The sequence below is a fragment of the Geobacillus sp. YHL genome (assembly GCF_022341265.1).
Taxonomy (GTDB): domain Bacteria; phylum Bacillota; class Bacilli; order Bacillales; family Anoxybacillaceae; genus Geobacillus; species Geobacillus thermoleovorans.
This window is the reverse complement of sequence record NZ_JAEIGB010000008.1, coordinates 79,016-104,505: the sequence shown is the minus strand read 5'-3', so window position 1 is coordinate 104,505 and position 25,490 is coordinate 79,016. Positions and strand designations below refer to the sequence as shown.

Annotated in this window: 29 protein-coding genes; 1 reads left to right on the top strand and 28 read right to left on the bottom strand. The window is 55.4% G+C overall.

Going from position 1 to position 25,490, the window contains the following annotated elements:
- Window positions 1-12 precede the first annotated feature (12 nt).
- The 24 genes from JCR24_RS09595 to JCR24_RS09480 all read right to left on the bottom strand — a co-directional run bounded on the left by JCR24_RS09595 (window position 13) and on the right by JCR24_RS09480 (window position 22,523).
- The gene (locus tag JCR24_RS09595) at window positions 13-795 is read right to left on the bottom strand and encodes a ribonuclease HII (RefSeq protein ID WP_238980514.1); all 783 of its coding nucleotides are present in this window, start codon (window positions 793-795) and stop codon (window positions 13-15) included.
- Between the two features lie 85 nt (window positions 796-880).
- The gene (gene ylqF, locus JCR24_RS09590; RefSeq protein WP_013145770.1) at window positions 881-1,747 is read right to left on the bottom strand and encodes a ribosome biogenesis GTPase YlqF; all 867 of its coding nucleotides are present in this window, start codon (window positions 1,745-1,747) and stop codon (window positions 881-883) included.
- A 12-nt stretch (window positions 1,748-1,759) separates the two neighbouring features.
- Window positions 1,760-2,314, bottom strand: coding sequence for a signal peptidase I (lepB, locus tag JCR24_RS09585; protein ID WP_011230703.1), 555 nt, complete (start codon window positions 2,312-2,314; stop codon window positions 1,760-1,762).
- A gap of 119 nt (window positions 2,315-2,433) precedes the next feature.
- On the bottom strand, window positions 2,434-2,790 hold the full coding sequence (rplS, locus tag JCR24_RS09580; protein ID WP_013145772.1) for a 50S ribosomal protein L19: 357 nt from the start codon (window positions 2,788-2,790) through the stop codon (window positions 2,434-2,436).
- A gap of 135 nt (window positions 2,791-2,925) precedes the next feature.
- Window positions 2,926-3,660: a tRNA (guanosine(37)-N1)-methyltransferase TrmD gene (gene trmD, locus JCR24_RS09575; protein ID WP_011230701.1), complete on the bottom strand. Its 735-nt coding sequence runs from the start codon at window positions 3,658-3,660 to the stop codon at window positions 2,926-2,928.
- Entirely contained in the window at window positions 3,660-4,178 is a 519-nt protein-coding gene (gene rimM, locus JCR24_RS09570) for a ribosome maturation factor RimM (protein WP_015374399.1), read from the bottom strand. Before rimM ends, trmD begins: the two co-directional genes overlap by 1 nt.
- A gap of 15 nt (window positions 4,179-4,193) precedes the next feature.
- Window positions 4,194-4,580, bottom strand: a complete 387-nt coding sequence (locus tag JCR24_RS09565; RefSeq protein WP_011230699.1) for a YlqD family protein — start codon at window positions 4,578-4,580, stop codon at window positions 4,194-4,196.
- Between the two features lie 88 nt (window positions 4,581-4,668).
- Window positions 4,669-4,905, bottom strand: coding sequence for a KH domain-containing protein (locus JCR24_RS09560; protein WP_011230698.1), 237 nt, complete (start codon window positions 4,903-4,905; stop codon window positions 4,669-4,671).
- 11 nt (window positions 4,906-4,916) lie between these two features.
- Window positions 4,917-5,189 carry a 30S ribosomal protein S16 gene (rpsP, locus tag JCR24_RS09555; RefSeq protein ID WP_011230697.1) on the bottom strand — a complete coding sequence of 91 codons (273 nt, stop codon included), beginning with the start codon at window positions 5,187-5,189 and terminating at the stop codon, window positions 4,917-4,919.
- A 94-nt stretch (window positions 5,190-5,283) separates the two neighbouring features.
- Window positions 5,284-6,624: a signal recognition particle protein gene (gene ffh / locus JCR24_RS09550; RefSeq protein ID WP_011230696.1), complete on the bottom strand. Its 1,341-nt coding sequence runs from the start codon at window positions 6,622-6,624 to the stop codon at window positions 5,284-5,286.
- 17 nt (window positions 6,625-6,641) lie between these two features.
- Window positions 6,642-6,974: a putative DNA-binding protein gene (locus JCR24_RS09545; protein ID WP_011230695.1), complete on the bottom strand. Its 333-nt coding sequence runs from the start codon at window positions 6,972-6,974 to the stop codon at window positions 6,642-6,644.
- Between the two features lie 172 nt (window positions 6,975-7,146).
- Window positions 7,147-8,133, bottom strand: coding sequence for a signal recognition particle-docking protein FtsY (gene ftsY, locus JCR24_RS09540; RefSeq protein WP_013523383.1), 987 nt, complete (start codon window positions 8,131-8,133; stop codon window positions 7,147-7,149).
- Between the two features lie 19 nt (window positions 8,134-8,152).
- Entirely contained in the window at window positions 8,153-11,716 is a 3,564-nt protein-coding gene (gene smc / locus JCR24_RS09535; protein WP_238980513.1) for a chromosome segregation protein SMC, read from the bottom strand.
- A gap of 228 nt (window positions 11,717-11,944) precedes the next feature.
- Entirely contained in the window at window positions 11,945-12,685 is a 741-nt protein-coding gene (gene rnc / locus JCR24_RS09530) for a ribonuclease III (protein WP_013523381.1), read from the bottom strand.
- Between the two features lie 179 nt (window positions 12,686-12,864).
- Entirely contained in the window at window positions 12,865-13,098 is a 234-nt protein-coding gene (locus JCR24_RS09525; RefSeq protein ID WP_011230691.1) for an acyl carrier protein, read from the bottom strand.
- A 61-nt stretch (window positions 13,099-13,159) separates the two neighbouring features.
- Entirely contained in the window at window positions 13,160-13,903 is a 744-nt protein-coding gene (gene fabG, locus JCR24_RS09520; protein ID WP_011230690.1) for a 3-oxoacyl-[acyl-carrier-protein] reductase, read from the bottom strand.
- Window positions 13,904-13,907: 4 nt separating this feature from the next.
- The gene (fabD, locus tag JCR24_RS09515) at window positions 13,908-14,849 is read right to left on the bottom strand and encodes an ACP S-malonyltransferase (RefSeq protein ID WP_021321695.1); all 942 of its coding nucleotides are present in this window, start codon (window positions 14,847-14,849) and stop codon (window positions 13,908-13,910) included.
- Between the two features lie 21 nt (window positions 14,850-14,870).
- Entirely contained in the window at window positions 14,871-15,854 is a 984-nt protein-coding gene (gene plsX, locus JCR24_RS09510) for a phosphate acyltransferase PlsX (RefSeq protein WP_096225534.1), read from the bottom strand.
- Window positions 15,838-16,434: a transcription factor FapR gene (fapR, locus tag JCR24_RS09505; protein ID WP_011230687.1), complete on the bottom strand. Its 597-nt coding sequence runs from the start codon at window positions 16,432-16,434 to the stop codon at window positions 15,838-15,840. The genes plsX and fapR overlap by 17 nt, the downstream gene beginning before the upstream one ends.
- Before the next feature lie 299 nt (window positions 16,435-16,733).
- Window positions 16,734-18,782 carry an ATP-dependent DNA helicase RecG gene (gene recG / locus JCR24_RS09500; RefSeq protein ID WP_011230686.1) on the bottom strand — a complete coding sequence of 683 codons (2,049 nt, stop codon included), beginning with the start codon at window positions 18,780-18,782 and terminating at the stop codon, window positions 16,734-16,736.
- A complete protein-coding gene (sdaAA, locus tag JCR24_RS09495) occupies window positions 18,779-19,663 on the bottom strand; it encodes an L-serine ammonia-lyase, iron-sulfur-dependent, subunit alpha (protein ID WP_238980512.1) in 885 nt (294 codons plus the stop codon). The genes recG and sdaAA overlap by 4 nt, the downstream gene beginning before the upstream one ends.
- 73 nt (window positions 19,664-19,736) lie before the next feature.
- Window positions 19,737-20,399: an L-serine ammonia-lyase, iron-sulfur-dependent subunit beta gene (gene sdaAB / locus JCR24_RS09490; RefSeq protein ID WP_011230684.1), complete on the bottom strand. Its 663-nt coding sequence runs from the start codon at window positions 20,397-20,399 to the stop codon at window positions 19,737-19,739.
- A gap of 73 nt (window positions 20,400-20,472) precedes the next feature.
- A complete protein-coding gene (locus JCR24_RS09485) occupies window positions 20,473-22,143 on the bottom strand; it encodes a DAK2 domain-containing protein (protein WP_014195419.1) in 1,671 nt (556 codons plus the stop codon).
- Between the two features lie 17 nt (window positions 22,144-22,160).
- A complete protein-coding gene (locus JCR24_RS09480; RefSeq protein WP_011230682.1) occupies window positions 22,161-22,523 on the bottom strand; it encodes an Asp23/Gls24 family envelope stress response protein in 363 nt (120 codons plus the stop codon).
- Window positions 22,524-22,751: 228 nt separating this feature from the next.
- Here JCR24_RS09480 and rpmB point away from each other — a divergent pair, with 228 nt between their 5' ends.
- Complete coding sequence (rpmB, locus tag JCR24_RS09475) at window positions 22,752-22,937, top strand: 50S ribosomal protein L28 (RefSeq protein ID WP_011230681.1); 186 nt, start codon at window positions 22,752-22,754, stop codon at window positions 22,935-22,937.
- Window positions 22,938-23,025: 88 nt separating this feature from the next.
- Here the strand turns inward: rpmB and spoVM are convergent, their stop codons facing one another.
- From spoVM to rsgA, 4 genes are all read right to left on the bottom strand, one after another.
- A complete protein-coding gene (gene spoVM / locus JCR24_RS09470) occupies window positions 23,026-23,106 on the bottom strand; it encodes a stage V sporulation protein SpoVM (RefSeq protein WP_011230680.1) in 81 nt (26 codons plus the stop codon).
- Window positions 23,107-23,187: 81 nt separating this feature from the next.
- Window positions 23,188-23,838 (bottom strand): thiamine diphosphokinase, encoded by a 651-nt coding sequence (locus JCR24_RS09465; protein ID WP_011230679.1) that lies wholly within the window; start codon window positions 23,836-23,838, stop codon window positions 23,188-23,190.
- A gap of 109 nt (window positions 23,839-23,947) precedes the next feature.
- On the bottom strand, window positions 23,948-24,604 hold the full coding sequence (gene rpe, locus JCR24_RS09460) for a ribulose-phosphate 3-epimerase (protein ID WP_014195417.1): 657 nt from the start codon (window positions 24,602-24,604) through the stop codon (window positions 23,948-23,950).
- 2 nt (window positions 24,605-24,606) lie between these two features.
- The gene (gene rsgA / locus JCR24_RS09455; protein ID WP_014195416.1) at window positions 24,607-25,488 is read right to left on the bottom strand and encodes a ribosome small subunit-dependent GTPase A; all 882 of its coding nucleotides are present in this window, start codon (window positions 25,486-25,488) and stop codon (window positions 24,607-24,609) included.
- Window positions 25,489-25,490 lie beyond the last annotated feature (2 nt).

The following is a 25,490-nucleotide window of genomic DNA, read 5'->3' as shown; positions in this document are numbered from 1 at the left end:
CCATCCCTTCTTCTAGAGCTGCTCGCTCGCCTTCAGCACCTCCCTCACCGGTGCGAACGAACGACGGTGCTCAGGCGTAACGCCGTAGCGGCGGATCGCCTCGAAATGTTCCGGCGTTCCGTAGCCCATATGGCGCGCGAACCCGTATTGTGGATAGCGGCGATCCAGTTCTTTCATCCACCGGTCGCGCGTCACTTTGGCGATGACCGACGCAGCGGCGATTGAAGCGCTGTTGGCGTCTCCTTTTATGAGGCGCTGTTGCGGCAGTGGGCACGGCACCGCCATCGCATCAACAAGCAAATGTTCAGGCGGCGGGGAAAGGGCGTTCACCGCTTTCGCCATCGCTTGCCTTGTCGCTTCGTAAATATTCCTTTCATCGATCTCCGCCGCGCTGACGATGCCGATGCCGATGGCGACGGCGCACGCTTCAATTTGCGCAAACAATGCCTCGCGCTTTTCCGGCGTCAGCCGCTTCGAGTCGTCAAGCCCCGGCAAATAGGCGTCTTTCGGCAAGATGACCGCGGCGGCGACGACCGGGCCGGCCAGCGGGCCGCGCCCGGCCTCATCAATGCCGGCGATCCGTCTAACGCCAGCGGCGTATAGTTCCCTCTCATAACGCATTAGTTCTTCCCACCGCTGCTCGAAGGCGTGCCGGCGCGCTTTCTGCCTTTCAAAACGGGCAAGAAGCGCCTGCACGCTTTTTCGCTCATCCTGCCGCAGCATCTCCCAGCGCGGGTCGTCCGTGCCAAGCTTCGGAAGCAGCGCTTCAATGTCTTTCACCGTATACCGCTTCATGCTCCTCTCCCTCTTCTACTTATTACTATCGGCTCTGTTTGGCCGACCGTAAAGCACCGCCGGCAAAAAACGCCCGCCGGACGCGCTACGTCCGTGAAGCGGGCGTTTCAAAGCTTAAGCGGCCTAATTTTTCCGTGCGGATGTCATACAAAACGATGTCAGCCACTTTATCGTAGTCAACAGCGCCGCCTGACGTCAAGCAGCCGCGCCGCCTTCCGATGGCGTCAAACAAGGCGACGATGTCATCAGGAATGTCATCAAGGCCGTAGCGCTCCGCAAGCCGGTTGGGATAGTGAGTCGACAAAAAGCGGAGCGCATAGACGGCGACATCCTGCAAGTTTAAAATTTCGTCCTTAATGGCGCCGGTCACCGCCAACTTGTAGCCCACGTCCTCATCCTCAAATTTCGGCCATAGGATGCCTGGGGTATCAAGCAGCTCCATTTCTTTGCCCACTTTGATCCATTGCTGCGCTTTTGTCACCCCCGGCTTGTCGCCGGTTTTCGCGATATGGCGGCCGGCGAGCCGGTTGATCAGCGTCGACTTGCCGACGTTCGGGATGCCGACGATGAGCGCCCGAACCGGGCGCGGGTTTTTAATCCCTTTCGCCCGCATTTTCTCGAATTTGTCTTTCACCATCTCTTTCGCTGCCGCCGCGATTTGCCGGACTCCTGTTCCGCTTTGAGCATCGATGGGCAAAGCCAGCCGCCCTTGATCGTGGAAATAGCGGATCCACTGTTCGGTCACCGCCTCATCGGCCATATCAGCCTTATTGAGCAAAATGAGGCGCGGCTTTTGTCCGAGAATCTCGTCGATCATCGGGTTGCGCGAGGACATCGGCACACGGGCGTCAAGCAGCTCAAACGCTACGTCGATCAACTTTAATTTTTCTTGCACTTCCCGCTTGGCCTTCGCCATATGGCCGGGGAACCATTGAATCACTGTCATTGGCATCACCTGCCTCGTTTATTTCACAATCCGGGCGTCAGCCAACGGCCAATACACAAGATTCGCCTTGCCAACGACTTTGGACATCGGAATGAAGCCGATATGGCGGCTGTCTTTGCTGAAACGGCGATTGTCGCCCATGACAAACAAATGCCCCGGCGGCACCGTGCTTCGCCCGGTCAGTTCCTCCAAAGTGAACGATTCCGTCAGTGGACCGCCGTCGGACAACTGCTTTTTATACTCGTCCAAATACGGCTCTTCATACGGCTTGCCATTGATATAGAGCGTATCATTTTTGTATTCAATTCGGTCGCCCGGCAGGCCGATGACTCGCTTAATATAGTCTCTCCCTTCTTCAGCGTGAAAAACAATGATATCGAAACGGTGCGGCATGCCGATTTTATACGCCAGTTTATTGACGATCATCCGCTCATGGTTATGTAATGTCGGCATCATCGAATAACCGTCGACGATGATCGGAGCGAAAATAAAGTAGCGGATGCCCCCGGCGAGCAAGACGGCAACGACGATCGCTTTCATCCATTCACGCCATTCGCTTTTTTTCTGTTCCATTGTCCACCCACCTAAATCAAAGTTTGCAGTCGTGGATCACTACCGTAATCATCATTGGCGGTAGTGAAAAAAGGAGCTTGAAAGCAAGCTCCTTTTCCGCTGTGATCCACCGTTGTCCATTATTGCGCTGCGTTCGTATTTTCCTTGATGCGCGCCGCTTTGCCGCGAAGTTCGCGCAAGTAGTACAATTTCGCGCGGCGGACTTTCCCGCGGCGGATGACTTCCAGCTTGGCGATTTTCGGCGTATGCACCGGGAATGTGCGCTCAACGCCGACGCCATAGGACACTTTGCGGACCGTGAACGTTTCGCTGATGCCCGCTCCGCGCCGTTTAATGACGACACCTTCAAACACTTGGATGCGTTCGCGGTTGCCTTCGACGACTTTCACATGAACGCGCACCGTGTCGCCCGGGCGGAAATCCGGCAAATCCGTCCGCAGTTGTTCTTTCGTAATCTCTTGGATTAAATGATGCATCATGATCCACTCCTTCCACAGATGTTCATGCCAATGATCTCTTCATTGCAGCGGAACATCGTTTTCCATCCTCAAGCCAATCGCTTAAGGTCACACAAAAGACATGATAGCATAAACTGTTGACTCAGGCAATAGCTATTCGCGCTCCTTTTCCCACTCTTTCAGCCATTGCTTTTGCTTGTCTGTAAGCGGATATTCATCGAGCAAGTCCGGACGGCGCAAAAACGTGCGCCGGAGCGATTCCTTCTCGCGCCACTCGGCGATGAGCTGATGGTTGCCAGAAAGCAGAATATCCGGCACTTTCATGCCGCGGAAATCGGCCGGTCTTGTGTATTGCGGATACTCAAGCAGCCCAGAGCTGAACGAGTCATCGACCGGCGACGCCTCATTGCCGAGCACCCCGGGGAGAAGACGGACGACGCTGTCGACAATGACCATGGCGCCGAGTTCCCCGCCTGTTAAAATATAGTCGCCGATCGAAATTTCATCGGTTGCTAAATATTGGCGGATGCGTTCGTCATACCCTTCGTAATGGCCGCAAATGAGCACCAAATGCGTTTCTTTCGCCAGCTCTTCCGCCTTTTTTTGCGTGTAGCGCTCGCCTTGCGGGCAAAGCAAAATGATGCGGGCGCCAGGCGATCCAGCCGTCACGTGTTCCACCGCGTCAAAAATCGGCTGCGGCTTGAGCACCATGCCGGCGCCGCCGCCATACGGATAATCGTCGACCGTTTTATGCTTGTTGTCGGCAAACTCGCGAAAATCAATAAGGCGGATGTCGACGGCCCCTTTTTCTTGCGCCTTCTTTAAAATCGACTCGCTCAACACCCCGGAAAACATGCCGGGAAACAACGTTAAAATATCGATCCGCATCACTCGAGCAGCCCTTCCATCGGCCGGATGATGATCGTTTTCCGATCCGGATCGACGTGCAAAACGACCTCGTCAATGTACGGAATGAGCGCTTCCGATCCGTCTTCGCGCCGGACGACCCAGACGTCGTTCGCCCCTGGAGTCAAAATTTCCTTTACCGCGCCGATGGTCTCCCCGCCTTCTGTCACGACAGTGCAGCCGATGATCTCATGGAAATAATATTCCCCTTCCGCGAGTTCGCCGAGCTGGCTTTCCGGCACCTTCAGCATCGCTCCCTTAAACCGTTCCACATCGTTGATGCTGTCATAGCCTTCAAACGACAACAAGTCAAACGATTTATGGACGCGGTGGCTTTTCACCGTGACTTCAATCGGTTCCGTGTCCCGTTCGCGGAAAATGTACAGCTTGTTTCCTTTTTTATACCGTTCTTCAGGAAAGTCGGTGCGCGAAATGACGCGCACTTCGCCGCGAATGCCGTGCGTATTGACAATTTTTCCGACATTAAACCATCGTTCCATCGCTTTCATCCCTTCTTAGCGAATCTCTTTGACGACGCCGTCTTCAATGATGATGGCGCGCGTTTTTGTCACCTCTTCCCAACGGTCGCCGACGTTCACCTCAACGAGCGCCTCGACTTCCCGCTCTTTCAATTCGCTCCCTAACGGTAGCATATGTAATTGTTCGAGCTGAAACTCAAGCAGTTTCATTTTCTCCATCCGCTCGTCGATCTCTTTGGCAAAATATTGTTTCACTAAAGCGGGCGGATAGTTTCCGCTTTTCTCCATTCGTTTCTGTTCAAAACGAAGCTGGTCGCACTCGCGCTCGAGCTGCTGCTTGCGCGCCAAAAACGCGGCGGCAAGCTCTTGTTTGCTCCGTTCGGTGACGATTTGCCGCACCTCAACCGTTTGAATGAGCTTCATCCTCTTCCCCCTTTTGACACGGAATGAACGGCACCCGGGCCATTTTTGCGCCCTTTGGCATCATATCAAAAAAGGGAGAGGAACATCCTCACCCTTTGTCTTTCACTTGCACAACAACCCGCTTTGGCGATCCGGCCGCGGCGGCGGCAACGACCGTGCGAATCGCCTGGATCGTCCGCCCTTGTTTGCCGATCACTTTGCCAGTGTCGTCTTCATGCACGGACAGCTCATAGATGACGGCCGTCTCTTCTTCGCGGCGTTCAACCGCCACCGCCTCCGGATGATCGACAAGCGCCTTGACGATCGTTTCAATGAGCGGCTTCATGTGCATCTCGCTTATTTGCCGTATTTCAAGTTATGGAACTTCTCTAAAATGCCTTGCTTCGACAGCAAGCTGCGCACCGTATCCGATGGTTTGGCGCCGTTTTGCAGCCATTTGAGCGCCAATTCCTCATCGATTTTCACTTGCGCCGGCTCAGCGACCGGATCGTACGTGCCGATCGTTTCGATAAAACGACCGTCGCGCGGCGAGCGCGAATCAGCTACCACGATGCGATAGAATGGTTTTTTCTTTGTCCCCATGCGTTTTAAACGAATTTTTACTGCCATAGTCAGTACGCACCTCCGTATAGAGTTCACACAAGATAGTATATTAACAATTCTTTTTCCGTTTGTAAAGGTTTTTCGCTTAACAGATCTTCATTTACATAAATGGAAAACGGAATCCTTTCTTTTTCCCTTTTGGCATATTCGTCATCATTTTCATCATTTTTTTCATCTCGTCAAATTGCTTCAAAAGCCGGTTTACTTCCTGCACCGTCGTGCCGCTTCCTTTGGCGATCCGCTTTTTGCGGCTAGCGTTGATGATTTCCGGATGCGTTTTCTCTTCTTTCGTCATCGAGCGGATGATCGCCTCAACGCGGGCGATTTGCTTTTCATCGACTTGGATGTTGGCGAGCCCTTTGATTTTGTTGGCGCCCGGCAGCATTTTAATCAGTTCGTCAAGCGGTCCGAGCTTGCGCACTTGGCCGAGCTGCTCCAAAAAGTCGTCAAGCGTGAAGGTGGCCGTGCGCATTTTTTGTTCGAGCTCCTTCGCCTTCTCTTCGTCGACGGCCGCCTGCGCTTTTTCGATGAGCGTCAGGACATCGCCCATGCCTAAAATGCGCGACGCCATTCGCTCCGGATGGAACGGCTCCAAAGCGTCAAGTTTTTCGCCCATCCCAGCAAACTTGATCGGCGCTCCGGTGACGGCGCGAATCGACAGCGCCGCCCCGCCGCGCGTGTCGCCGTCCAGCTTCGTCAAAATCACCCCGGTGATGCCGAGCTGCTCATGGAAGCTTTGTGCGACATTGACGGCATCTTGCCCGGTCATGGCGTCAACGACGAGGAAAATTTCATCCGGCTTGACCGCTTCTTTCATTTGCTTCAGTTCATCCATGAGCGCTTCATCAATGTGGAGGCGGCCGGCTGTGTCGATGAGCACGTAATCATAATGCTCTTCTTTCGCCCGCTCGAGCGCCTGTTTCGCGATTTCAACCGGATTGGCGTGCTCGCCTAACGAAAAGACAGGCATGTCGAGCTGCTTGCCAAGCGTCTCAAGCTGTTTGATCGCCGCCGGGCGGTAAACGTCGGCAGCCACCAGAAGCGGCTTCCGGTTATGCCGTTTGCGCAGCAAGTTGGCCAGCTTCCCGGTGGTCGTCGTTTTCCCGGCCCCTTGCAACCCGACCATCATCACAACGGTCGGCGGTTTCTTCGCGACAGCGATTTGGCTTTGCTCACCGCCCATTAACGCCGTCAGCTCTTCCTTGACGATTTTGATCACTTGCTGGCCCGGCGTTAAGCTTTTCATCACTTCCTGCCCGACAGCCCGCTCGCTCACCTGTCTGATGAAATCTTTGACGACTTTAAAGTTGACGTCAGCTTCCAAAAGCGCAAGGCGCACTTCGCGCATCATCTCTTTGACATCCGCTTCGGTGACTTTCCCTTTGCCGCGGATGCGGTTCATCACCTGCTGCAAACGTTCAGACAGTCCTTCAAACGCCATGGCGGCCACCCCCTTTTTTAATCAAGTTCGTCAAGCTCGCGGACTAGCGCCGCCAATTCGGCGTCAGCGCCGTAGCGCCGGCTGATGTAGTCTTTCAGCCGCTCGATGATCTGCCGCCGCCGTTCATATTTTCGCAGCAGCCCGAGCTTCTCTTCATACTGCTCCAGCATCGCTTCTGTACGCCGGATGTTATCGTACACCGCCTGGCGGCTCACCTCATATTGTTCGGCAATTTCCCCGAGGGAGTAGTCGTCCAAGTAGTAAAGCGCCATATAGTTGCGCTGTTTCGGCGTCAACAGCGCTTGGTAAAAATCGTATAAATAGTTCATGCGCATCGTTTTTTCCAGCACCGGACTCTCCCTCCCTCATTGTTAAGTAAAATACCTTTACAAAAATGTAGTGTACCGTCTTTTCGGCAAGGTGTCAAGGGATGGAACGGACAAAGGGCTTATCGGTTACACCCCCGTGGACGTAACAACAAAGGGCGCTCCATTGTTTTGGGAGCACCCTCTGTTGGCTTGTTTATGATTCCAGCAAATCAGCAAACAATCCGTAGACGTACTGTTCTGGATCGAACACTTGCAAATCGTCCATCTTCTCGCCGAGGCCGACGAGTTTCACCGGGATGGCCATCTCGTTGCGAATGGCAAGCACGATGCCGCCTTTCGCCGTGCCGTCAAGCTTCGTCAACACGATGCCGGTCACATCGGTCGCTTCTTTAAACAGCTTGGCTTGGCTCATCGCGTTTTGCCCGGTCGTCGCATCCAACACAAGCAGTACTTCATGCGGAGCGCCCGGAATTTCGCGGCTGATGACGCGTTTCACTTTTTCGAGCTCTTTCATTAAATTCACTTTGTTTTGCAGCCGCCCGGCCGTGTCGCATAACAATACGTCAACGCCGCGCGCTTTCGCCGCTTGAATCGCATCATACATGACCGCCGCTGGATCGGAGCCGGCCGCCTGCTTAATGACGTCGACCCCAACGCGCTCGCCCCACGCTTCGAGCTGCTCGATCGCCCCGGCGCGGAACGTGTCGCCAGCTGCCAACAAGACGGATTTCCCTTCCGATTTCAGCTTATGGGCGAGCTTGCCGATCGTTGTCGTTTTGCCGACGCCGTTGACACCGACGAACAAAATGACCGTCAGCCCGCCTTCTTGTATATTCAAAGCGGAAAGTTCTTTGTCATCGGCGCCGGCGCGGTAAATGTCAACGAGCTTTTCGGCGATGACGTCGCGCATTTGCGCCGGGTCTTGAATGTTGCGGCGCTTCACTTCCATTTTCAGCTCATCGACAAGTTCCATGACGGTCGTGACGCCCACATCCGCGGCGATCAAAATTTCCTCAAGCTCTTCAAAAAACTCTTCATCCACTTTCCGATAACGGGCGATGAGGTCGTTCACTTTCCCGGCGAGCGAATTTCGCGTTTTTGACAGCCCTTCTTTAAACTTTTCGGTTACGGCATCCGCTTGCTTTGTCCATTTTTCTTTCCATTTTTGAAAAAAACCCATCCAAAGCGCCTCCTTTCCATTATGACCGCACGAGCTCCTTCGAATCTTCCAAACGGACAGAAACAAGCTTTGAGACGCCCGATTCTTGCATCGTGACGCCGTACAGCACGTCCGCTTCTTCCATCGTCCCTTTTCGATGGGTGATGACGATAAACTGCGTGTCGCGGCTGAACCGTTTTAAATATTGGGCATACCGCTGCACGTTCGCTTCATCAAGCGCCGCTTCGACTTCATCAAGGACGCAAAACGGCACCGGGCGCACCTTTAAAATCGAAAACAAGAGGGCGATCGCCGTCAGCGCCCGTTCGCCGCCGGAAAGCAAGCTTAAATGTTGCAGCTTTTTCCCCGGAGGCTGAGCGACGATGTCGATCCCAGTCTCAAGCAAGTCGTTCGGATCGGTCAGCCGCAAATCGGCGCGCCCGCCGCCGAACAGCTCGCCAAATACCTCGCCAAAATGGGCGCGGATTTGTTCAAACGTCGCGAAAAATCGTTTTTTCATTTCATCGTCCATTTCATCAATGACTTGGTGGAGCGTCGCCTTCGCCTCTTCCAAATCGGTTTTTTGCTCGCTTAAAAAGCGGTGCCGTTCGGAAACTCGTTCGTATTCATCGATCGCCCCCAAGTTGACGGTGCCGAGCTCCTCCATGGCGCGCTTGATCAGCTTCACCCGCTTGCGCGCCTCATCGGCGCCGATCTCAAGCGGGTACGCGGAGCGAGCCGCTTCAAACGACAGCCCATACTCTTCGCGCAGACGGACAAGCAAATTCTCAAGCTCCACATCAAGCCGGTTCAACTTTACTTCTTCGTCTTTCACGACATCGGCGAGCTGTTTATGCTGCCGCTTCGTCTCTTTCCATTCCTGTTCCAAATGTTCAAGACGGCGTTGGAAATCGAGCCGCTGTTCGCGACGGCTCGCGATCAGCTCCAATGTCTTTTGCTTGTCCTCAAGCTTTTGCTCTCGCAGCTGCTCAATCTCTTCCTCGTTCCATTCCGGCGCCTCCATTTCCGCATCCAAAGCGGCTCGTTCGCGCTCTGCTTCTTTGAGCCCACGGATCGTTTCGGCAAGCTCCGCTTCCCATTCTTCCACTTTCCGGCGTGCATGTTTCACGCGCTCTTTCGTTTCCGCCAAGGCGATTTTTTGCTCCGTGATCGCTGCCTGGAGCGCCTCTTTCGTCGTTTGCTCCGTCTGTTTTTGCGCCTGCAGCCGGCTGATGTCGTCATCGATCGCCTGCAGTTTCTCGGCAAGCTGCTCAAGCTGCCTGTCAATGGCGCCGAGGCGGCGGTTGAGCTCTGCCATTTCGCGCTCGTCGTTCGCCTTTTCTTCATCATACAGTGCAAGCCGCTCGTCGATCCGTTTTTTCTGCCATTCGAGCTCGCGTTGCTCGTCCTTTTGTCTTTGCAGGGCCTCCCGAAGCGCCGCAACCTCTTCTTGCAGCGCGTCCGCCTGCGCTTCCTGCTCCGCCAGCTCGTGTCGTTTTGCGGCAACAGCCCGCTCAAGCCGAGCGATCGTTTCATCCATTTCCTGCAGTTTGGCCGAAAGCGTCTCAAGCTCGCGGTTTCGACTTAGCAACGACGCGGTCTTTTTCGCCGCCCCGCCGCCGGTCATCGCCCCGCCAGGGCTGACGACATCACCGTCCAATGTCACGAGGCGATAGCGATAGTGAAGAAGCTTGGCCAGCTCATTCGCGCCTTTTAAATCGGCTGTCACGATGACATGGCCGAGCAAATGGGCGATCGCCGCCCTATAGGCGCGGTCGTATTCGACGAGCTCGCTTGCGATGCCGACAAACGCCGGATGGCGGTCAATCGCCGCCCGCTCCCGTTCGGAAAGCGCGCGCGCTTGGATGACGTCAAGCGGCAAAAACGTCGCGCGCCCGTAGCCGTTCGTTTTCAAATAGTGAATCGCTTGCCGCGCCGCCTGTTCGCTGTCAACGACGATATGCTGCATCGCCCCGCCGAGCGCCGTTTCAATCGCCGTCTCATAGCGGTCCGGCACGCGAATGAGCTCAACAATGGCGCCATGAATGCCGGGCAGAAGGTCGCGCGCCTTTAATACTTCTTTTACTCCTTGGACAAAACCGGAATAATCATGTTGCATCTCTTCCAACCATTGCTGGCGCGCTTTGGTTTGCTGCCGGTATTGGCGCGCCTGATGCAGCAACGCTTCATGCTGCTCGAGCTCCGTTTTTTGCGCTGCGAGCGCCGCGGCGAGAGCGGCTTGTCTGTTATGCGCTTCCGTCAGCGCCTGTTCGAGGCGGGTCTGCTCGGCCCATAAAGCCGCCCGCTTCTGCTCGAGCTGTTCACGTTCGGCGAGATGGCGGCGGTTCGCTTCATCGAGCGCCGTCCGTTTGGCATGCAGCTTGCCAAGCGCCTGCTCCACATGTGCGCGTTCGTTTTTCAACGCCGCCTGTTCATGAACAAGGTCGATGTAATCACCTTTTCGCCGCTCGATTTCTTCTTCAATGTCGGCTTCATGCGCCGAAAACAAAGCCTGTTTTTCTTTCAGCTCCCGCTCGAGCGCTGCGGCGCCCGCCTCAAGCCGGGCGAGTTCCTCCCGCTCGGCATGCAGCTGCTCCGTCAAGCGGCGCCGTTTCGCAGCCAGTGCAGCCGTTATGTTGTCCAGCTGCGCTTTTCGCCTCGCGGCATGCTTTTTTCTCTCTTTCAATACTTCTTTCCGCCCTTCGAGCTTCTCAAGCTCTTCGCTGGCTAAAAGAAGCACTTGCTGCAAACCGTCGATCGATTCGTCAATGGCGGTCATTTGATCGCGGAGCTGTTCGATTTGGGCTTCCATTTTCTGCAACGCCGCCGCCAGCGCCACTTCGTCCCGCTGGTGCCCATCAAGCGCTTCCTTCAACTCATTCCATTGCCCGCGCAGCTGCTCGATGTCGTGAACCATCAGCGCCACTTCAAATCGCTCGAGCTCTTCGCGTTTTTCCAAAAACTCTTTGGCGAGCGACGCCTGCATGCGGAGCGGCTCAAGCTGCTGTTCGAGCTCGTGCAAAATATCGTTGACGCGGTGCAAGTTGTCTTGCGTCTCCGCTAGCTTCGCCTCCGCCTTTTTTTTCCGCAGCTTGTACTTCAACACGCCGGCCGCTTCTTCAAAAATCGTGCGCCGCTCTTCCGGTTTGCTGCTTAAAATCTCTTCGACCCGGCCTTGGCCGATGATGGAAAACGCCTCCTTGCCGAGCCCGGAATCGAGAAACAAATCGACGATGTCTTTCAAACGGCACGGCTGGCGGTTGATGAAAAACTCGCTCTCCCCCGAGCGATAGACGCGCCGGGTCACGCTCACTTCCTGGTACTCAAGCGGCAAAAAGCCGTCTTCATTGTCGAGTGTGATCGTCACTTCAGCCACATTGAGCGGCTTGCGCGATTCGCTGCCGGCGAAGATGACGTCTTCCATTTTCGCCCCGCGCAACGATTTTGCTGATTGCTCACCGAGCACCCAACGGATCGCATCGGTAATGTTGCTTTTGCCGCTCCCGTTCGGACCGACGACCGCCGTCACACCAGGGACAAACTCGATCGATACACGGTCGGCGAACGATTTAAAGCCGATCACATCCAATCGTTTCAGGAACATGGTATGACGCCTCACCATCTTTCCACTGTGATCCACCACAAACACCCCGGAGCCCTTTTTGGAAACCGAGACGTTCGATCTTTTCATCCTACCATATGAGCTATCGAAAAAAACGCCTTTCTTCCCCCGCTCAAGGCGCGCATGTTCATCGAAACACCCATGAGCAGCGTTTGCTCTCCATCCCTTCGCACGTTCACAGAAAAAAGACTGACGTAACAGCGCCAGCCTTCACTGCTGATCGGCAGCCCGCAACGTTTCGAGCGCCATTTGCGCCGCATGTTGTTCGGCTTCCTTTTTCGAGCGGCCGACGCCGATGCCAAGCTCTTGGCCGTTTAACGCTACGCGGGCGACAAACTCCTTGTTGTGGGCCGGACCTTTTTCCTCCAAAATGGCGTATTCAAGCGTTCCGCTGCCGTCCCGCTGCACCAATTCCTGCAGCTGGCTTTTAAAATCCATCACATGAGAAAAAGCACCTTCATCAATTTTCGGAAACATCGTTTTCTCCAAAAAGCGGATGACCGCGTCCATTCCTTGATCCAAATACAAAGCGCCGATGAACGCCTCAAAGACGTCTGCCAAGAGCGCCGGACGCGTCCGCCCGCCGGTCAGCTCCTCGCCTTTGCCGAGCAAGACGAGCTCGCCGAACGACAGGGCGTTGGCAAATTTCACAAGCGACGGCTCGCAGACGATGGCCGCCCTCAGCTTCGTCAATTGCCCCTCGCTCATATGCGGGAACTTTTGAAATAAATATTGAGAAACGGTCAGCTCCAGCACGGCATCGCCTAAAAACTCAAGCCGTTCATTGTCTTCGTGAAGCCGCCGCCGATGCTCATTCACATACGATGAATGGGTGAACGCTTGAATCAACAGCTTTTCGTTTCGAAAGGTGATGCCGATTTTTTTTTGCAGCTCTTGAAACTTCGCCCGCCTCTTTTCATGGATGCGCTCTTTATCTTTTTGTTTTGACATAAAAATGCCCTCCGACTTCGTTCCAGAACAAAATGGCCGTGTCTTCTTCTATTATATCCGTTCTCCGGTCCGCTACGCGAGCGGGAATCGTGCGCTTTTTTCCGCAAGGCCCGCCGAGCATCCCTGAAAAAGCAGAGAAAGCCCCGTTCGAAGCAACGGGACTTTGCAAAAAAGCAGCATTACAGACGACTTTTTATGTAGTTCACAGCGTCTCCGACTGTGACGATTTTTTCCGCCTCTTCATCGGAAATTTCCATGTTGAATTCATCTTCAAGTTCCATGACGAGTTCGACGATGTCGAGCGAGTCAGCGCCCAGGTCGTCCTTAAACGACGCCTCGAGCGTCACTTGCGATTCGTCAACCCCCAGCCGGTCAACGATGATTTTCGTTACACGTTCCAATACATCGGCCATTGCGTTCACCTCCCTTCATGATTATAGTCGATTGGCAGAAAAAATACTAGCGCTGTTTTTCTTACGGCATCACCATGCCGCCGTCAACATGAAGCGTCTGTCCAGTCATGTAGCTCGCGGCGTCGGAAGCGAGGAAAGCGACGACGCGGGCGACATCATCCGGCTCGCCAAAGCGGGCGAGCGGAATTTGCTTTAACATTTCCGCCTTCAGCTCCGGGCTGAGCGCTTCGGTCATATCGGTCGTAATGAATCCTGGTGCGACGGCGTTAACGGTGATGTTGCGGCTGGCGAATTCGCGCGCCGCCGTCTTCGTCAGCCCGATGACGCCGGCCTTGGCGGCGACATAGTTCGCCTGCCCCGGATTGCCGATCACGCCGACGACCGAAGCAATGTTGACGATCCGCCCATAGCGCTGCTTCATCATCGGGCGCGTTGCCGCCTTCGTACAAAGAAATACTCCTTTTAAGTTCGTGTTAATCACGGCATCCCATTCTTCTTCTTTCATCCGCATCAATAAATTGTCGCGTGTAATGCCGGCGTTGTTGACCAAAATATCGAGGCGGCCAAAATGGTCAATCGTCGTTTTCACCATGCGCTCAACATCTTCAGCGCGGGCGACGTCCGCCTGCACGGCGATCGCTTCGCGGCCGAGCGAGCGGATGGCCTCGACAACTTCATTCGCTTTCGCCTCGCTGCCGGCGTAATTGACGGCAACGTTCGCCCCTTGGCGGGCAAGCTCCAGAGCGACCGCCCGGCCAATGCCGCGCGACGCCCCGGTCACAAGAGCAATTTTTCCTTCGAGCATCGCTTTATTCCCCTTTCAGCACCGCAACGGTCGCTTCGAAGGAAGCAAGATCGTTCACCGCATAAACGCGGGCGTTGCGGTCGATTTTTTTCACAAGGCCGGACAACACTTTTCCCGGACCGATTTCGACAAACGTGTCGACGCCAAGCGAAAGAAGCGTGCGCACCGACTGCTCCCAACGCACCGGCGAATACAGTTGTTCAATGAGAAGGCGGGCGATGTCCTCTTTTTTCGTCACCGGCTCAGCAGTCACATTGGCGACGACCGGAATGACGGCGTCACGAATCACCAAACTGTCAAGAACCGCTTTCAGTTTTTCTGCCGCCGGCTTCATGAGAGCGGAGTGGAACGGACCGCTCACCTCAAGCGGAATGACGCGTTTGGCGCCGCGTTCTTTCAAAAGCTGAGCCGCTTTTTCCACTCCGGCTTTCGAGCCGGAGATGACAATTTGCCCCGGGCAGTTGAAGTTGGCCGGCTCGACCGGATCGCCTTGGGCGGCGATTTCATTTGTCACTGCTTCAAGCGCATCAGCGTCCATCCCAAGCACCGCCGCCATCGTCCCTTCACCGGCCGGCACCGCTTCATCCATCAGCTCACCGCGGCGGCGCACCGCGTAGACGGCATCGGCAAACGACATGGCGCCGGCGGCGACAAGCGCCGTATATTCGCCTAAGCTGTGGCCGGCAACATAGTCCGCTTTCAGCCCAGCGCCGTCGACAAGCTGGAGCAAGGCGATGCTGGCGGTCAAGAGCGCCGGCTGGGCGTTATATGTCAACGTCAGCTCTTCTTGCGGTCCGTTGAACATGAGCTTGGAAAGCGCGAATCCAAGCCGCTCGTCAGCCTCCGCGATGACGGCACGGGCGCGGTCGTCATGCTCGGCAGCGTCTTTCGCCATGCCGACCGTCTGCGATCCTTGGCCAGGAAATAAAAAGGCGATTTTCCCCATTTTTGATTCCTCCTTTACCGATTATGCCCGTTCCAGCTCCGCTCTGATCGTGCCGATGACATCATGAACCACCATCTCTCGCGCCTGGCGGATGGCGTGGAAGATGGCGTTCGCATCGGACGACCCGTGCGCTTTAATGACCGGAGCATTTAAGCCAAACAGCGCCGCGCCGCCATACTCCGAGTAGTCCATCATTTTTTTCAGCCCGGCGAGCTTTGGCTTGAGGACGGCGGCGGCCAGCTTCGCCGCGACGCCGCTTGTCAGCGTCTGCTTGAGCAAGGAAAAGAGCGCCATCGCCGTCCCTTCAATCGTTTTTAACGCAACATTGCCGGCAAAGCCGTCGGCGACAACAACATCAGCCACTCCTTGCAGCAGATCGCGCGCTTCGACATTGCCGATGAAATGAAGGTTCGTTTCCTTGAGCAAGGCAAACGCCCGTTTCGTTGTTTCGTTTCCTTTTTGGTCTTCCGTTCCGACGTTCAGCAAGCCGATGCGCGGTTTTTCGACGCCGCGCACGTTCTTTGCGTACACATGTCCCATCAAAGCGTATTGCTGCAAATGTTCCGGCTTTGCATCGACGTTGGCGCCGACATCCAGAAAGACAAAGCCGCGCCCATCCAACGTCGGCAGCGTCGGGGCGAGCGCCGGGCGGTCGATGCCGGCTGCCCGCCCGACGACAAACAGTCCGGCTGCCATGAGCGCCCCGGTATTGCCGGCGGAAATGCAGGCAGCGGCGCGCCCTTCTTTCACTTCTTCCGCCATGCGCACCATCGACGAGTTCTTTTTGCGCCGCACTGCCCGCACCGGCTCATCATCTGCTTCGATCACTTCGTCGGTGTGGATGATCGAAATGCGCTCTTCACCCGTCACATGCGGGCGAATTTTCTCTTCATCGCCAATCAGCGTAATCTCGATGTCAGGGAAATGGGCGGCGGCCATAAGCGCCCCGCGCACGATTTCGCCCGGGGCATGGTCTCCACCCATGGCATCAACCGCGATATTCATTGCTGTCCCCATCCTTTTTCTCTATGTTTGAACGATACATTTCAAACGTACCAGAAAAGACGAGCTCCTGGCCGACGTAGCTGTTCACCTCGACGATTGTGCGCCCGTGCGCCGTTTTTCCGGTCACTTTCGCTTTGGCTACGACCCGCTCCCCTTCTTTCACTTGGCGCACAAAACGAATGGTCGCTTTCGCTGTCAGCGCCAGTTCATCATGGATGACAGCGACGGCAAGCGAGTTGGCCTGAGCGAACAAATGATGGCCGCGGGCGATGCGGGTGCGCCGAAAGACGTGCTCCTCTTTCACATCGAAAATCGAAATGGCGCTCGCATCCGGCTCGATGTCAATAATGTCGCCGATCACTTCTTCAAGCGGCAACGCCCGCACTTTATCAGCGAACGACTGGCGGGCGACATTCTTGATGCGCTCACGCAGTTCGGGAATCGACAGCTCAAGCCGATCAAGGCGGATCGTCTGCACGCTGACCGAAAATTTTTCGGCGAGCTCTTCATCGGTGATAAACGGGTTTTCCCGGATCGTCTCCTGCAACAACCGTTGCCGTTCGCGTTTGCTTTTTCTCATCGATTCGTGACACCGTCCGATTTTATGACTAGGTACTAAAAGTAATATATAATATCAAAAAACGAAATGCAAGCACAAAAAATGAACAGCGCCACATGCTGTCGGCCGCTGTGGATCCGACGCCCCCCTCGCCAAACGGCTTTCTGCTCCATCCTCGAGGCCCACAAACGAAATAGTGGGACAGGCATCTCCTGCCTCCTCCGTCCGAGCAATAAAAATATAGGCTTCCACTGGCCAAAAAATCAATTACCATAAAAAACAGCGGGGCGCGAATGCGCCGGCGCCTCCTCCCCTGTCTATTAATCTAGCTTTTCCCCATCGAGTATGCCGGACGCTTCCAGCTCGGCGCGCAGCCCGGCGTACGCCTCATCGCGCCAAAACGCGGCCGAGGAAACGAGCTTGGCGGCATCGCGGCGGGCGACTTCCAAAATGCGGTAATCATGCACTGGATCGCCGTAGCGGAATTCCGGGAGCCCGCTTTGTTTTGTACCGAAAAAATCGCCCGGACCGCGCAGCTCCAAATCTTTTTCGGCCAACACAAACCCATCGGCCGTTTCCGTCATGATGCGCATTCGTTCTTTGCCGACTTCCGATTTCGGGTCGGCGATCAAAATGCAGTACGACTGGGCGTCGCCGCGCCCGACCCGCCCGCGCAGCTGATGGAGCTGGGCGAGGCCAAACCGTTCGGCGTCGTAAATGACCATCACCGTCGCATTCGGTACATTCACGCCGACTTCAACGACCGTCGTCGAGACGAGCACATGGATGCGGTTTTCGCTGAACGCCCTCATGACGCGTTCTTTTTCGTCGGCCGACAGCCGGCCGTGCATCAAGCCGATCTCATATTTCCCGCGATAATAATGGACAAGCTGGCTATGGACATCGATGGCGTTTTGCACATCCAATTTGTCCGACTCCTCAATGAGCGGACAGATGACATACGCCTGATGACCACGGCGCAATTCCTTTTCGATAAAATCGAGCACGCGGGAGAACTGATGATGCTTCACCCAATACGTCTCGACTTTTTTTCGTCCGGCCGGCATTTCATCGAGCACCGATACGTCCATGTCGCCGAACGCCGTAATGGCGAGTGTGCGCGGAATCGGCGTCGCCGTCATCATCAATACATCCGGTGCATGCCCTTTCTCACGCAAAACGCGGCGCTGTTCGACGCCAAACCGGTGCTGCTCGTCCGTAATAACGAGGCCGAGCCGGCGAAACTGCACTCCTTCTTGAATCAAGGCGTGCGTGCCTACGACGATATCAATTGTTCCTTCTTCCAGTTCGGCAAGCACCGCTTTGCGCTGCTTTCCCTTCACTGAGCTTGTCAAGAGCGCGATCGTCACATCCGTATCGGCAAACAGCTCGGCGAGCGAGCGGGCGTGCTGTTCAGCCAGAATTTCCGTCGGCACCATCAGCGCTCCTTGAAATCCGGACAAAGCGGCGGCGTAAAGAGCGACAGCGGCAACGACCGTCTTGCCAGAACCGACGTCGCCTTGCAAAAGCCGGTTCATTTGCCGCGGCGAGCGCATGTCCGCCAAAATTTCGCCGATGACACGGCGCTGGGCGTTCGTCAAGACAAACGGCAATCCGGAAAGAAAGGACGAAAGCCGCTCTTCAGAAAACGAATGAACGACGCCGCGCCGCTCATCGCGCATCAATCGACGGAGCGCCTGCATTTTCAGCTGGTACAACAAAAACTCCTCATAGATGAGCCGGCGCCGCGCCTGATGCAATTCTTCGCGCGTGCGCGGAAAATGAAGGGCGCGGAGCGCTTCTTGTTTGTCGACAAGGCGATAAGCGCGGCGCAAAGCGGGCGGCAACGGGTCGGGAATGTGCTCGCCAAACTGTTCGAACGCCGCTTTCATCAACCGGCGCATCGTTTTCACCGTCAGTGGGCTGCGCACGGAGTAAACCGGCTCGATGCCGGTGGTCTCCGGAGCCGGTCCGAACCGAAGCTCGTAGGCGTTGATCGTTTGCCGATGCCGGTCCCATTTGCCGATCACCGTCACCGTCTCGTTCAGGGCGATTTTTTCCTTCAAATAGGGACGGTTGAAACAAACGACGGTGATCAAGTAGCGATCGGCCAGCATGCGGAAGGAAAGGCGCGATTTTTTCTTTCCGTAATACGTCAACAGCGGGGCGCTGTATACTTTTCCTTCCACTGTCACTTTTTCTTCATGGCGGACGGCGGCCAAATCTTTTTGTTCGTAATCATCATAGCGGTACGGGGCGTACGCAAGCAGCTCACCGACCGTCGCGATGCCGATGTCGGCAAGCGCCGCCGCCGTCTCTTCACCGATGCCTTTGACCGCCGTCACCGGCTGCTGCATCGCTTCGTTCACTTCGATGCCGCAGAAGCGCCGAAAATGCGGGCCGCAATGGCGCGGCCAGTCGGCGTCGCGGCCAACCCCCCTTGCGCCGTTTCTTTGAGCGCCACCGGCATGGCTGCACCGATGCGATACATCGCTTCAATCACTTCATCGCACGGGATGCGGCTTTTAATGCCGGCTAGCGCCATATCCGCAGCGATCATGGCGTTCGCCGCCCCCATCGCGTTCCGCTTGACGCACGGCACTTCGACCAGGCCAGCAACCGGGTCGCATACTAATCCCAACATATTTTTTAAGGCGATGGCCATCGCTTCGGCCGCTTGAGCAGGCGTCCCACCGGCCAGCTCAACCAGCGCCGCGGCGGCCATGCCGGCCGCCGACCCAACTTCGGCTTGACAGCCGCCGGCGGCGCCGGAAATCGAGGCGTTGTTGGCGACAATGTAGCCAAACGCCCCGGCTGTAAACAAAAACTCAATCATTTCCATTCTTGTCGTCCGCAGCTTCTCTTTCACGGCAAACAGCGTCCCCGGGACGACGCCGGCCGCCCCAGCCGTCGGCGTGGCGCAAATGACGCCCATCGCTGCGTTCACTTCGTTGGTCGCCATGGCTTTGCTGACGGCGTCTAAAATCGTCTCTCCGGACAAAAAACGGCCGCCCTCAATATAACGCTGCATCCGCACCGCATCTCCGCCCGTCAATCCGGAGCGGGACACAACCCCTTCGAGTCCCCTCTCGACGGCGCGCTCCATGACGGCTAGATGGTGATCCATTTGCGCGATCACCTCTTCCCGGCTTCGCCCGCTCACTTCCACTTCCTGACGAATCATCACTTCAGCGATTTTGATGCTGTCCTTTTCGGCCAACGCCACAAGTTCAGCCACATTGCGAAACATTTGATTCCCACCTGTCCTCTCTCCATCATGGCTTATCTTCTTTGATGCACATCAACATGAAACCGATTTCTTTTCAATCCGCAAGCTTCGCCACTTGAATGATGTTCGGCAGCTGCTCCAATTCTTGAATCAGATCATCGGTCAACGGCTGGTCAACTTCGATCGCCATGAGCGCCTCTTTCCCTTTCTCCTTGCGCGACACTTCCATATGGCCGATGTTGATTTTCTGTTTCGCCAACACCGAAGCCACCGCCCCAATCGTCCCATACCGGTCATTATGCATAATGAGCAGCGCCGGATGGTGGCCAGACAGCTTCAAGGCAAACCCATTCAATTCGACGATTTCGATTTTGCCGCCGCCGATCGAAATGCCGACGAGCTCAAGCTCGCCTTCATCATCGCCAATCCGCAGGCGCGCCGTATTCGGATGATGCGGAATCGCCTCCTCGGCGGAAAACGACACATCTACACCTTCCGCTCGGGCGATCTCAAGCGCATTCGGAAGACGTTCATCGAACGTGTCAAACCCAAGCAGCCCGGCGACAATGGCAACGTCGGTGCCATGCCCCCGATACGTTTCGGCAAATGAGCCGTAAAACGAAATGCGCGCCCACGTCGGCTTTCGGCCAAACAACTTGCGCGCAACCAAACCGATGCGCACCGCCCCGGCCGTATGTGAACTTGACGGCCCGACCATCACCGGGCCAATGATATCAAAGACGCTTTTGTATTTCATCTCCGCTATTCCTCCACAAAACAGAAAAATAAGAAAAATAGAAGGGAATGCTCCCTTCTATTATTCTAACATATTATTCGACGGAAATGATAAATGGATACAGCGGCTGCTTTCCGTTATGCACTTCCACTTCGACCCCGTCATGTTTTGTTTCCAAATAGGCAACGACTGTTTCCACATCGATCTCCGTTGCGTCTTCGCCGTACAAAATGGTCACGATTTCGCTTTCTTCATCAATGAGCGCATCAAGCAGCCGCTTCGTTACGGCGAGTTTGTCTTTGTCAGCGGCAATAATGCGGTCATCCCATAACCCCATGTAATCGCCCTTTTGAATCTCGATGCCGTCAATCGTCGTATCGCGCACGGAAAATGTCACTTGCCCCGTTTTCACTCGCGACAGCGCCGCCGTCATCGCCCGCTCATTTTGCTCGGCCGATTGCGCCGGATTGAACGCCAAGAGCGCCGCCAGACCTTGCGGAACCGTTTTCGACGGGATGACGATCACCCGCTGTTCGGAAAGCTCCGCCGCTTGTTTTGCCGCCATCACAATGTTTTTGTTGTTTGGCAGCACAAACACCGTTTCCGCGTTGGCGAGGCGGATGGCGTCAGCGATTTCTTCCGTGCTCGGGTTCATCGTTTGCCCACCTTCAATGATGGCGTGTGCACCGATGCTCCGAAACAGTTCAGCCACGCCAGCGCCCATGGCGACGGCGACGATGCCGTACGGCTTTGCTTCCTCTTTGGCAACGCCAGGAAGCGTTTTTGCCTCCTTGCCGACGATGTTGGCATGTTGTTCGCGCATGTTTTCAATTTTAATATTGATCAAGCTGCCGTAGCGTTGACCGTATGTCAGCACCTCACCCGGCGTTTCCGAATGGATGTGCACCTTAACAAGCTCTTCATCCGCGACAACGAGCAAGGAGTCGCCGAACTGGCTTAACTCGCGGCGGAACGTTTCTTCGGAAAACGGGTGCTCGGCCAGCTTTTCCGGCTCAAAACGGACCATAAATTCCGTACAGTAGCCAAACTCGATCTCATCGGCATGAATATGGCTTTGCGCGCTTTGATGGTGCACCATTTTCACTAGATCGTCCATCCGCGCCTCAGCGCGTGCGGCGCTCACGATTTCTCCTTTCAAAGCAGCAAGAAACCCTTCATAGATGTATACGAGCCCTTGACCGCCGCTGTCGACGACACCGACTTCCTTTAAGATCGGGAGCAATTCGGGTGTGCGCTGCAGCGCCGCTTTCGCCTCGGCGAGCGCCGCTTCCATCACGGCGATCACGTCGCGTTCTTTTTTTGCCACCTCCACCGCCTTGCGCGCCGCTTCTTTGGCAACGGTGAGGATCGTCCCCTCAACCGGCTTCATCACCGCCTTATAGGCTGTGTCCACCCCCGCCTGCAAAGCGGCGGCGAATTCGAAGCTGTTCACCGCTTGTTTGCCTTCGACTGCCTTGGCAAATCCGCGGAACAGCTGCGACAAAATGACGCCGGAATTGCCGCGCGCCCCCATCAACAGCCCTTTTGCCAGCGCCGCGGCGACGTTGCCGATATGGTCGGAGGCATTCGCCTTCACTTCTTTCGCCCCGGACGTCATCGACAAGTTCATGTTTGTTCCTGTATCGCCATCTGGAACCGGAAAGACGTTCAGCGCATCGACCGTCTTGGCGTTGTTCGCCAAATGTGCGGCCCCTTGCTGCACCATATCGGCAAATCGTCTTCCGTCAAGCGTCCTCATTGTCACCGGCTAACTCCTCCTTACTACGGGTTTGACACCCGAACCCCTTGAACGTAAATATTGATCGACTGAACCGCCAGCCCGAGCGTCTGATCGAGCGTGTACTTCACTTTCGACTGCACGTTATGAGCGACTTCGGAAATTTTCGTTCCGTAGCTGACGATGATGTACATATCGATATGTACCTCGCCGTTTTCTTCGCGGACAATAACCCCTTTGGAAAAATTCTCCCGGCGCAAAATTTCCGACAGCCCATCGCGAATTTGGTTTTTCGACGCCATTCCGACAATGCCGTAGCAATCGACGGCAGCTCCCCCCGCGATCATCGCAATGACTTCATTGGCGACTTCGATGCGCCCGTATTTCGTTTGCCATTCGATCGACATGCTCGTTCCCCCTTTGCGTATCTCGCACAGCTACCCCTATTGTACTATAACGCTTTCTGTTTTCAAAGCGCTTCCCGTCCGCCCACTAGTATTATTTAGCCGAAAACTGAAATATATGTCAAGGACAGTTTCTTGAAAGAAAACCGCACGTCTATTGCAATCCCTACAGTTGTATGGTAAATTATAATAGTGTTTTTAGAGGGATGTGAAAGCAAGGAGGGAAAAACGATGGCGAAGTGCTTCATTACCGGCAAGAAGAAATCGTTCGGCAATTCGCGTTCGCATGCCATGAACGCCAGCCGCCGCACATGGAAAGCCAACTTGCAGAAAGTGCGCATTTTAGTTGACGGCAAACCGAAACGCGTTTGGGTTTCGGCGCGCGCGCTGAAATCTGGAAAAGTGAAACGCGTCTAACGTCCTAACGAAAAGAAGCCGCCCAAAAGGTTGCAACCCTCCTTTTGTTCGGCGGCAACAAAAAAGCACCAAAAATGGTGCTTTTTTCTTATCCTTTTTTAAATGCGTTCAACACCGCCCGCACGATTCCGCCTAAAAATCTCGGCAGCTTGATCGTATAAAACTTCATCCCGATTCCCTCCTCACACCGATCATAACGAGCTTCCCGCCATTTCCTTATCCATTATATTCCGTCATAAGCCAAGCGCGACTACGGGCAGCCGGCAAAATCGCTGCTCCTTATCATCATTAATATGCCTTCTGAAAACGAAAAAGTACCGGAAGATTGGATAAGTTCGTTACTAATACATAATGTCGAACCGCGGGAAATATGACAGTTTGTTAGCGGATATTTAAATCCGGTAAGCGTAAGCTCCGCCACCGTTTCGGAAATCGGGATGTATGACACATAGCGGTATCGATCGTCGCGCGCAACCGTATGCACGCCGGGCAGATGGACGGTGAGCACGTTTTGCCGGTCGATGAGTTCAATGGGCCGCCCGGCGTACTTTAACAGCAGCTCAACGTTGCCAAACAAATGGTCAAGCCGCCCGCCGGTCGCCCCAAACAGACGGATGGCCCCATCTGTCTGCCTAACCGCCCAGTCAAGAGCGATCTCCATATCCGTTTTATCTTTTTCCGCCGGCCAAATGTCAAGCTCCGGCAGCATCTCCCTTAGCCGCTTGACCTCCTCTGCCGGCAGCGAATCAAAATCGCCAAACGCCCGCACCGGACGGAGTCCGAAATCCAGCAGCGCTTTCGTACCGCGGTCGACGCCGACCCACTGCACATCGTTCCCATCATACGAGCGCAAATCGGGAAGAAGGTGGCGCGGACCGCCGCCGACAATATGGATCAACACATGCGTTTCCCCCTTTCAGCAAGGGCCGAGGCGGCCATCTTCCGTCCTTTTCTTTGCTCTCATCACCCTGCGGCTCGATAAGATGGCAAAAGCGGCGCTGCCTTTTTGGCTAGTTGGCGCACACTTCGCGAAGCGTGCGAATGGCGGCGGCTCGATCCCGTTCATTGTAGATGGCCGAGCCGGCGACAAGCACGTTCGCCCCGGCTTCTACGCAAAGCGGCGCCGTTTCCGCATTGATGCCGCCGTCGACCTCAATATCGACCTCTTTATTTTGTTCGCTGGCCATCCGGGCGACCTCACGGATTTTTGGCACGACCGCCGGAATGAACGCCTGTCCGCCAAACCCTGGATTGACCGTCATCAACAAGACGAGATCGACATCACCGATCACATGGCGGATCATCTCGACCGGTGTATGCGGATTGAGCACCACCCCGGCTTTGACGCCTTGTTCTTTGATAAAATGAATCGTCCGATGCAAATGCACGCACGCCTCAACATGGACGGAAATCACATCCGCGCCCGCTTTCGCAAACGCCGGAATGTATCGGTCCGGGTCGGCGATCATCAAATGGACGTCAAGCGGCAGCTTCGTCACCGGTCGAATGGCGGCCACGACCGGCGGCCCGAACGTTAAATTCGGCACGAAATGCCCGTCCATGATATCGACGTGAATCCAATCCGCCCCGCCTTCCTCGACCGAACGAATCTCCTCAGCCAGGCGGGCGAAATCGGCTGATAAAATCGATGGCGCAATTCGAATCATGTTCAATACCTCGGCTTTCGTTCTTTCATTTCGGCAACAAAACTAACGTAGTGGTCATAGCGGTACGACGGAATCTCCCCGGCCTCGACCGCCTCACGCACAGCGCATTTCGGCTCGGCGATATGAAGGCAGCCGCGGAACTTGCACCCTTCCCCGTACGTTCGGAATTCAGGAAAATAATGCGGCAATTCGTCAAGCTCGATCTGGTCGAACTCAAGTGCACTAAACCCTGGGGTGTCGGCGACAAGCCCACCGGCGACCTCAAGCAGTTCGACATGGCGGGTCGTATGCTTGCCGCGCCCTAAATGGGTGGAAATGTCGCCCGTTTTCAACCGCAAATCCGGACGGAGCGCGTTTAATAGGGACGATTTGCCGACGCCGGACTGCCCGGCGACGACTGAGACGCGGCCGCGAAGGCGCAACGCCAGTTCATCGAGGCCGCCCTTGGTCACTGCTGACGTTTCAATCACGTCGTAGCCGATGCGCCGGTAATCATGCACGTAGCGGGCAATCTCTTCTTTTGATTCGCCATCCAACAAATCGATTTTGCTGATGACAATGATCGGCGTGATGCGTTTCGATTCAACCAAGACAAGAAAGCGGTCGAGCAGCTTGGCGCTGAAGTCCGGGCTTACAGCCGAAAAGACTAAAATCGCCTGTTCGACGTTGGCAATCGGCGGCCGCACAAGCTCATTTTGCCGCTCGCCAATCTCCAAAATATAGCCTTCCGTTTCGCTCGTCGCCTGAAAAACGACGCGGTCGCCGACGAGCGGCGTCACTTTTTTCTTGCGGAACACACCGCGCCCGCGGCATTGGAACACGCGGCCTTCGGACAGGACGTAATAAAATCCGCTTAACGCCTTAATGATTTGCCCTTCCGCCATAG

What these genes read in the sequence shown, in the direction of transcription:
- rimM (WP_015374399.1), bottom strand. Translation starts at nt 4,178, where the DNA reads ATGGAACGATGGTTTAATGTCGGAAAAATTGTCAATACGCACGGCATT.
- plsX (WP_096225534.1), bottom strand. Translation starts at nt 15,854, where the DNA reads ATGAATATCGCGGTTGATGCCATGGGTGGAGACCATGCCCCGGGCGAA.
- rplS (WP_013145772.1), bottom strand. Translation starts at nt 2,790, where the DNA reads ATGCATCATTTAATCCAAGAGATTACGAAAGAACAACTGCGGACGGAT.
- ftsY (WP_013523383.1), bottom strand. Translation starts at nt 8,133, where the DNA reads ATGGGTTTTTTTCAAAAATGGAAAGAAAAATGGACAAAGCAAGCGGAT.
- sdaAA (WP_238980512.1), bottom strand. Translation starts at nt 19,663, where the DNA reads ATGTTTCGCAATGTGGCTGAACTTGTGGCGTTGGCCGAAAAGGACAGC.
- JCR24_RS09560 (WP_011230698.1), bottom strand. Translation starts at nt 4,905, where the DNA reads ATGAAGCCGCTCATTGAAACGATCGTCAAGGCGCTTGTCGATCATCCG.
- rnc (WP_013523381.1), bottom strand. Translation starts at nt 12,685, where the DNA reads ATGTCAAAACAAAAAGATAAAGAGCGCATCCATGAAAAGAGGCGGGCG.
- smc (WP_238980513.1), bottom strand. Translation starts at nt 11,716, where the DNA reads ATGTTCCTGAAACGATTGGATGTGATCGGCTTTAAATCGTTCGCCGAC.
- fabG (WP_011230690.1), bottom strand. Translation starts at nt 13,903, where the DNA reads ATGCTCGAAGGAAAAATTGCTCTTGTGACCGGGGCGTCGCGCGGCATT.
- rpmB (WP_011230681.1), top strand. Translation starts at nt 22,752, where the DNA reads ATGGCGAAGTGCTTCATTACCGGCAAGAAGAAATCGTTCGGCAATTCG.
- ylqF (WP_013145770.1), bottom strand. Translation starts at nt 1,747, where the DNA reads ATGCCAATGACAGTGATTCAATGGTTCCCCGGCCATATGGCGAAGGCC.
- JCR24_RS09525 (WP_011230691.1), bottom strand. Translation starts at nt 13,098, where the DNA reads ATGGCCGATGTATTGGAACGTGTAACGAAAATCATCGTTGACCGGCTG.
- trmD (WP_011230701.1), bottom strand. Translation starts at nt 3,660, where the DNA reads ATGCGGATCGATATTTTAACGTTGTTTCCCGGCATGTTTTCCGGGGTG.
- rpsP (WP_011230697.1), bottom strand. Translation starts at nt 5,189, where the DNA reads ATGGCAGTAAAAATTCGTTTAAAACGCATGGGGACAAAGAAAAAACCA.
- fapR (WP_011230687.1), bottom strand. Translation starts at nt 16,434, where the DNA reads ATGAGAAAAAGCAAACGCGAACGGCAACGGTTGTTGCAGGAGACGATC.
- rsgA (WP_014195416.1), bottom strand. Translation starts at nt 25,488, where the DNA reads ATGGCGGAAGGGCAAATCATTAAGGCGTTAAGCGGATTTTATTACGTC.
- fabD (WP_021321695.1), bottom strand. Translation starts at nt 14,849, where the DNA reads ATGGGGAAAATCGCCTTTTTATTTCCTGGCCAAGGATCGCAGACGGTC.
- sdaAB (WP_011230684.1), bottom strand. Translation starts at nt 20,399, where the DNA reads ATGAAATACAAAAGCGTCTTTGATATCATTGGCCCGGTGATGGTCGGG.
- ffh (WP_011230696.1), bottom strand. Translation starts at nt 6,624, where the DNA reads ATGGCGTTTGAAGGACTGTCTGAACGTTTGCAGCAGGTGATGAACCGC.
- lepB (WP_011230703.1), bottom strand. Translation starts at nt 2,314, where the DNA reads ATGGAACAGAAAAAAAGCGAATGGCGTGAATGGATGAAAGCGATCGTC.
- JCR24_RS09480 (WP_011230682.1), bottom strand. Translation starts at nt 22,523, where the DNA reads ATGTCGATCGAATGGCAAACGAAATACGGGCGCATCGAAGTCGCCAAT.
- rpe (WP_014195417.1), bottom strand. Translation starts at nt 24,604, where the DNA reads ATGATTCGAATTGCGCCATCGATTTTATCAGCCGATTTCGCCCGCCTG.
- JCR24_RS09565 (WP_011230699.1), bottom strand. Translation starts at nt 4,580, where the DNA reads ATGAAGCTCATTCAAACGGTTGAGGTGCGGCAAATCGTCACCGAACGG.
- spoVM (WP_011230680.1), bottom strand. Translation starts at nt 23,106, where the DNA reads ATGAAGTTTTATACGATCAAGCTGCCGAGATTTTTAGGCGGAATCGTG.
- JCR24_RS09595 (WP_238980514.1), bottom strand. Translation starts at nt 795, where the DNA reads ATGAAGCGGTATACGGTGAAAGACATTGAAGCGCTGCTTCCGAAGCTT.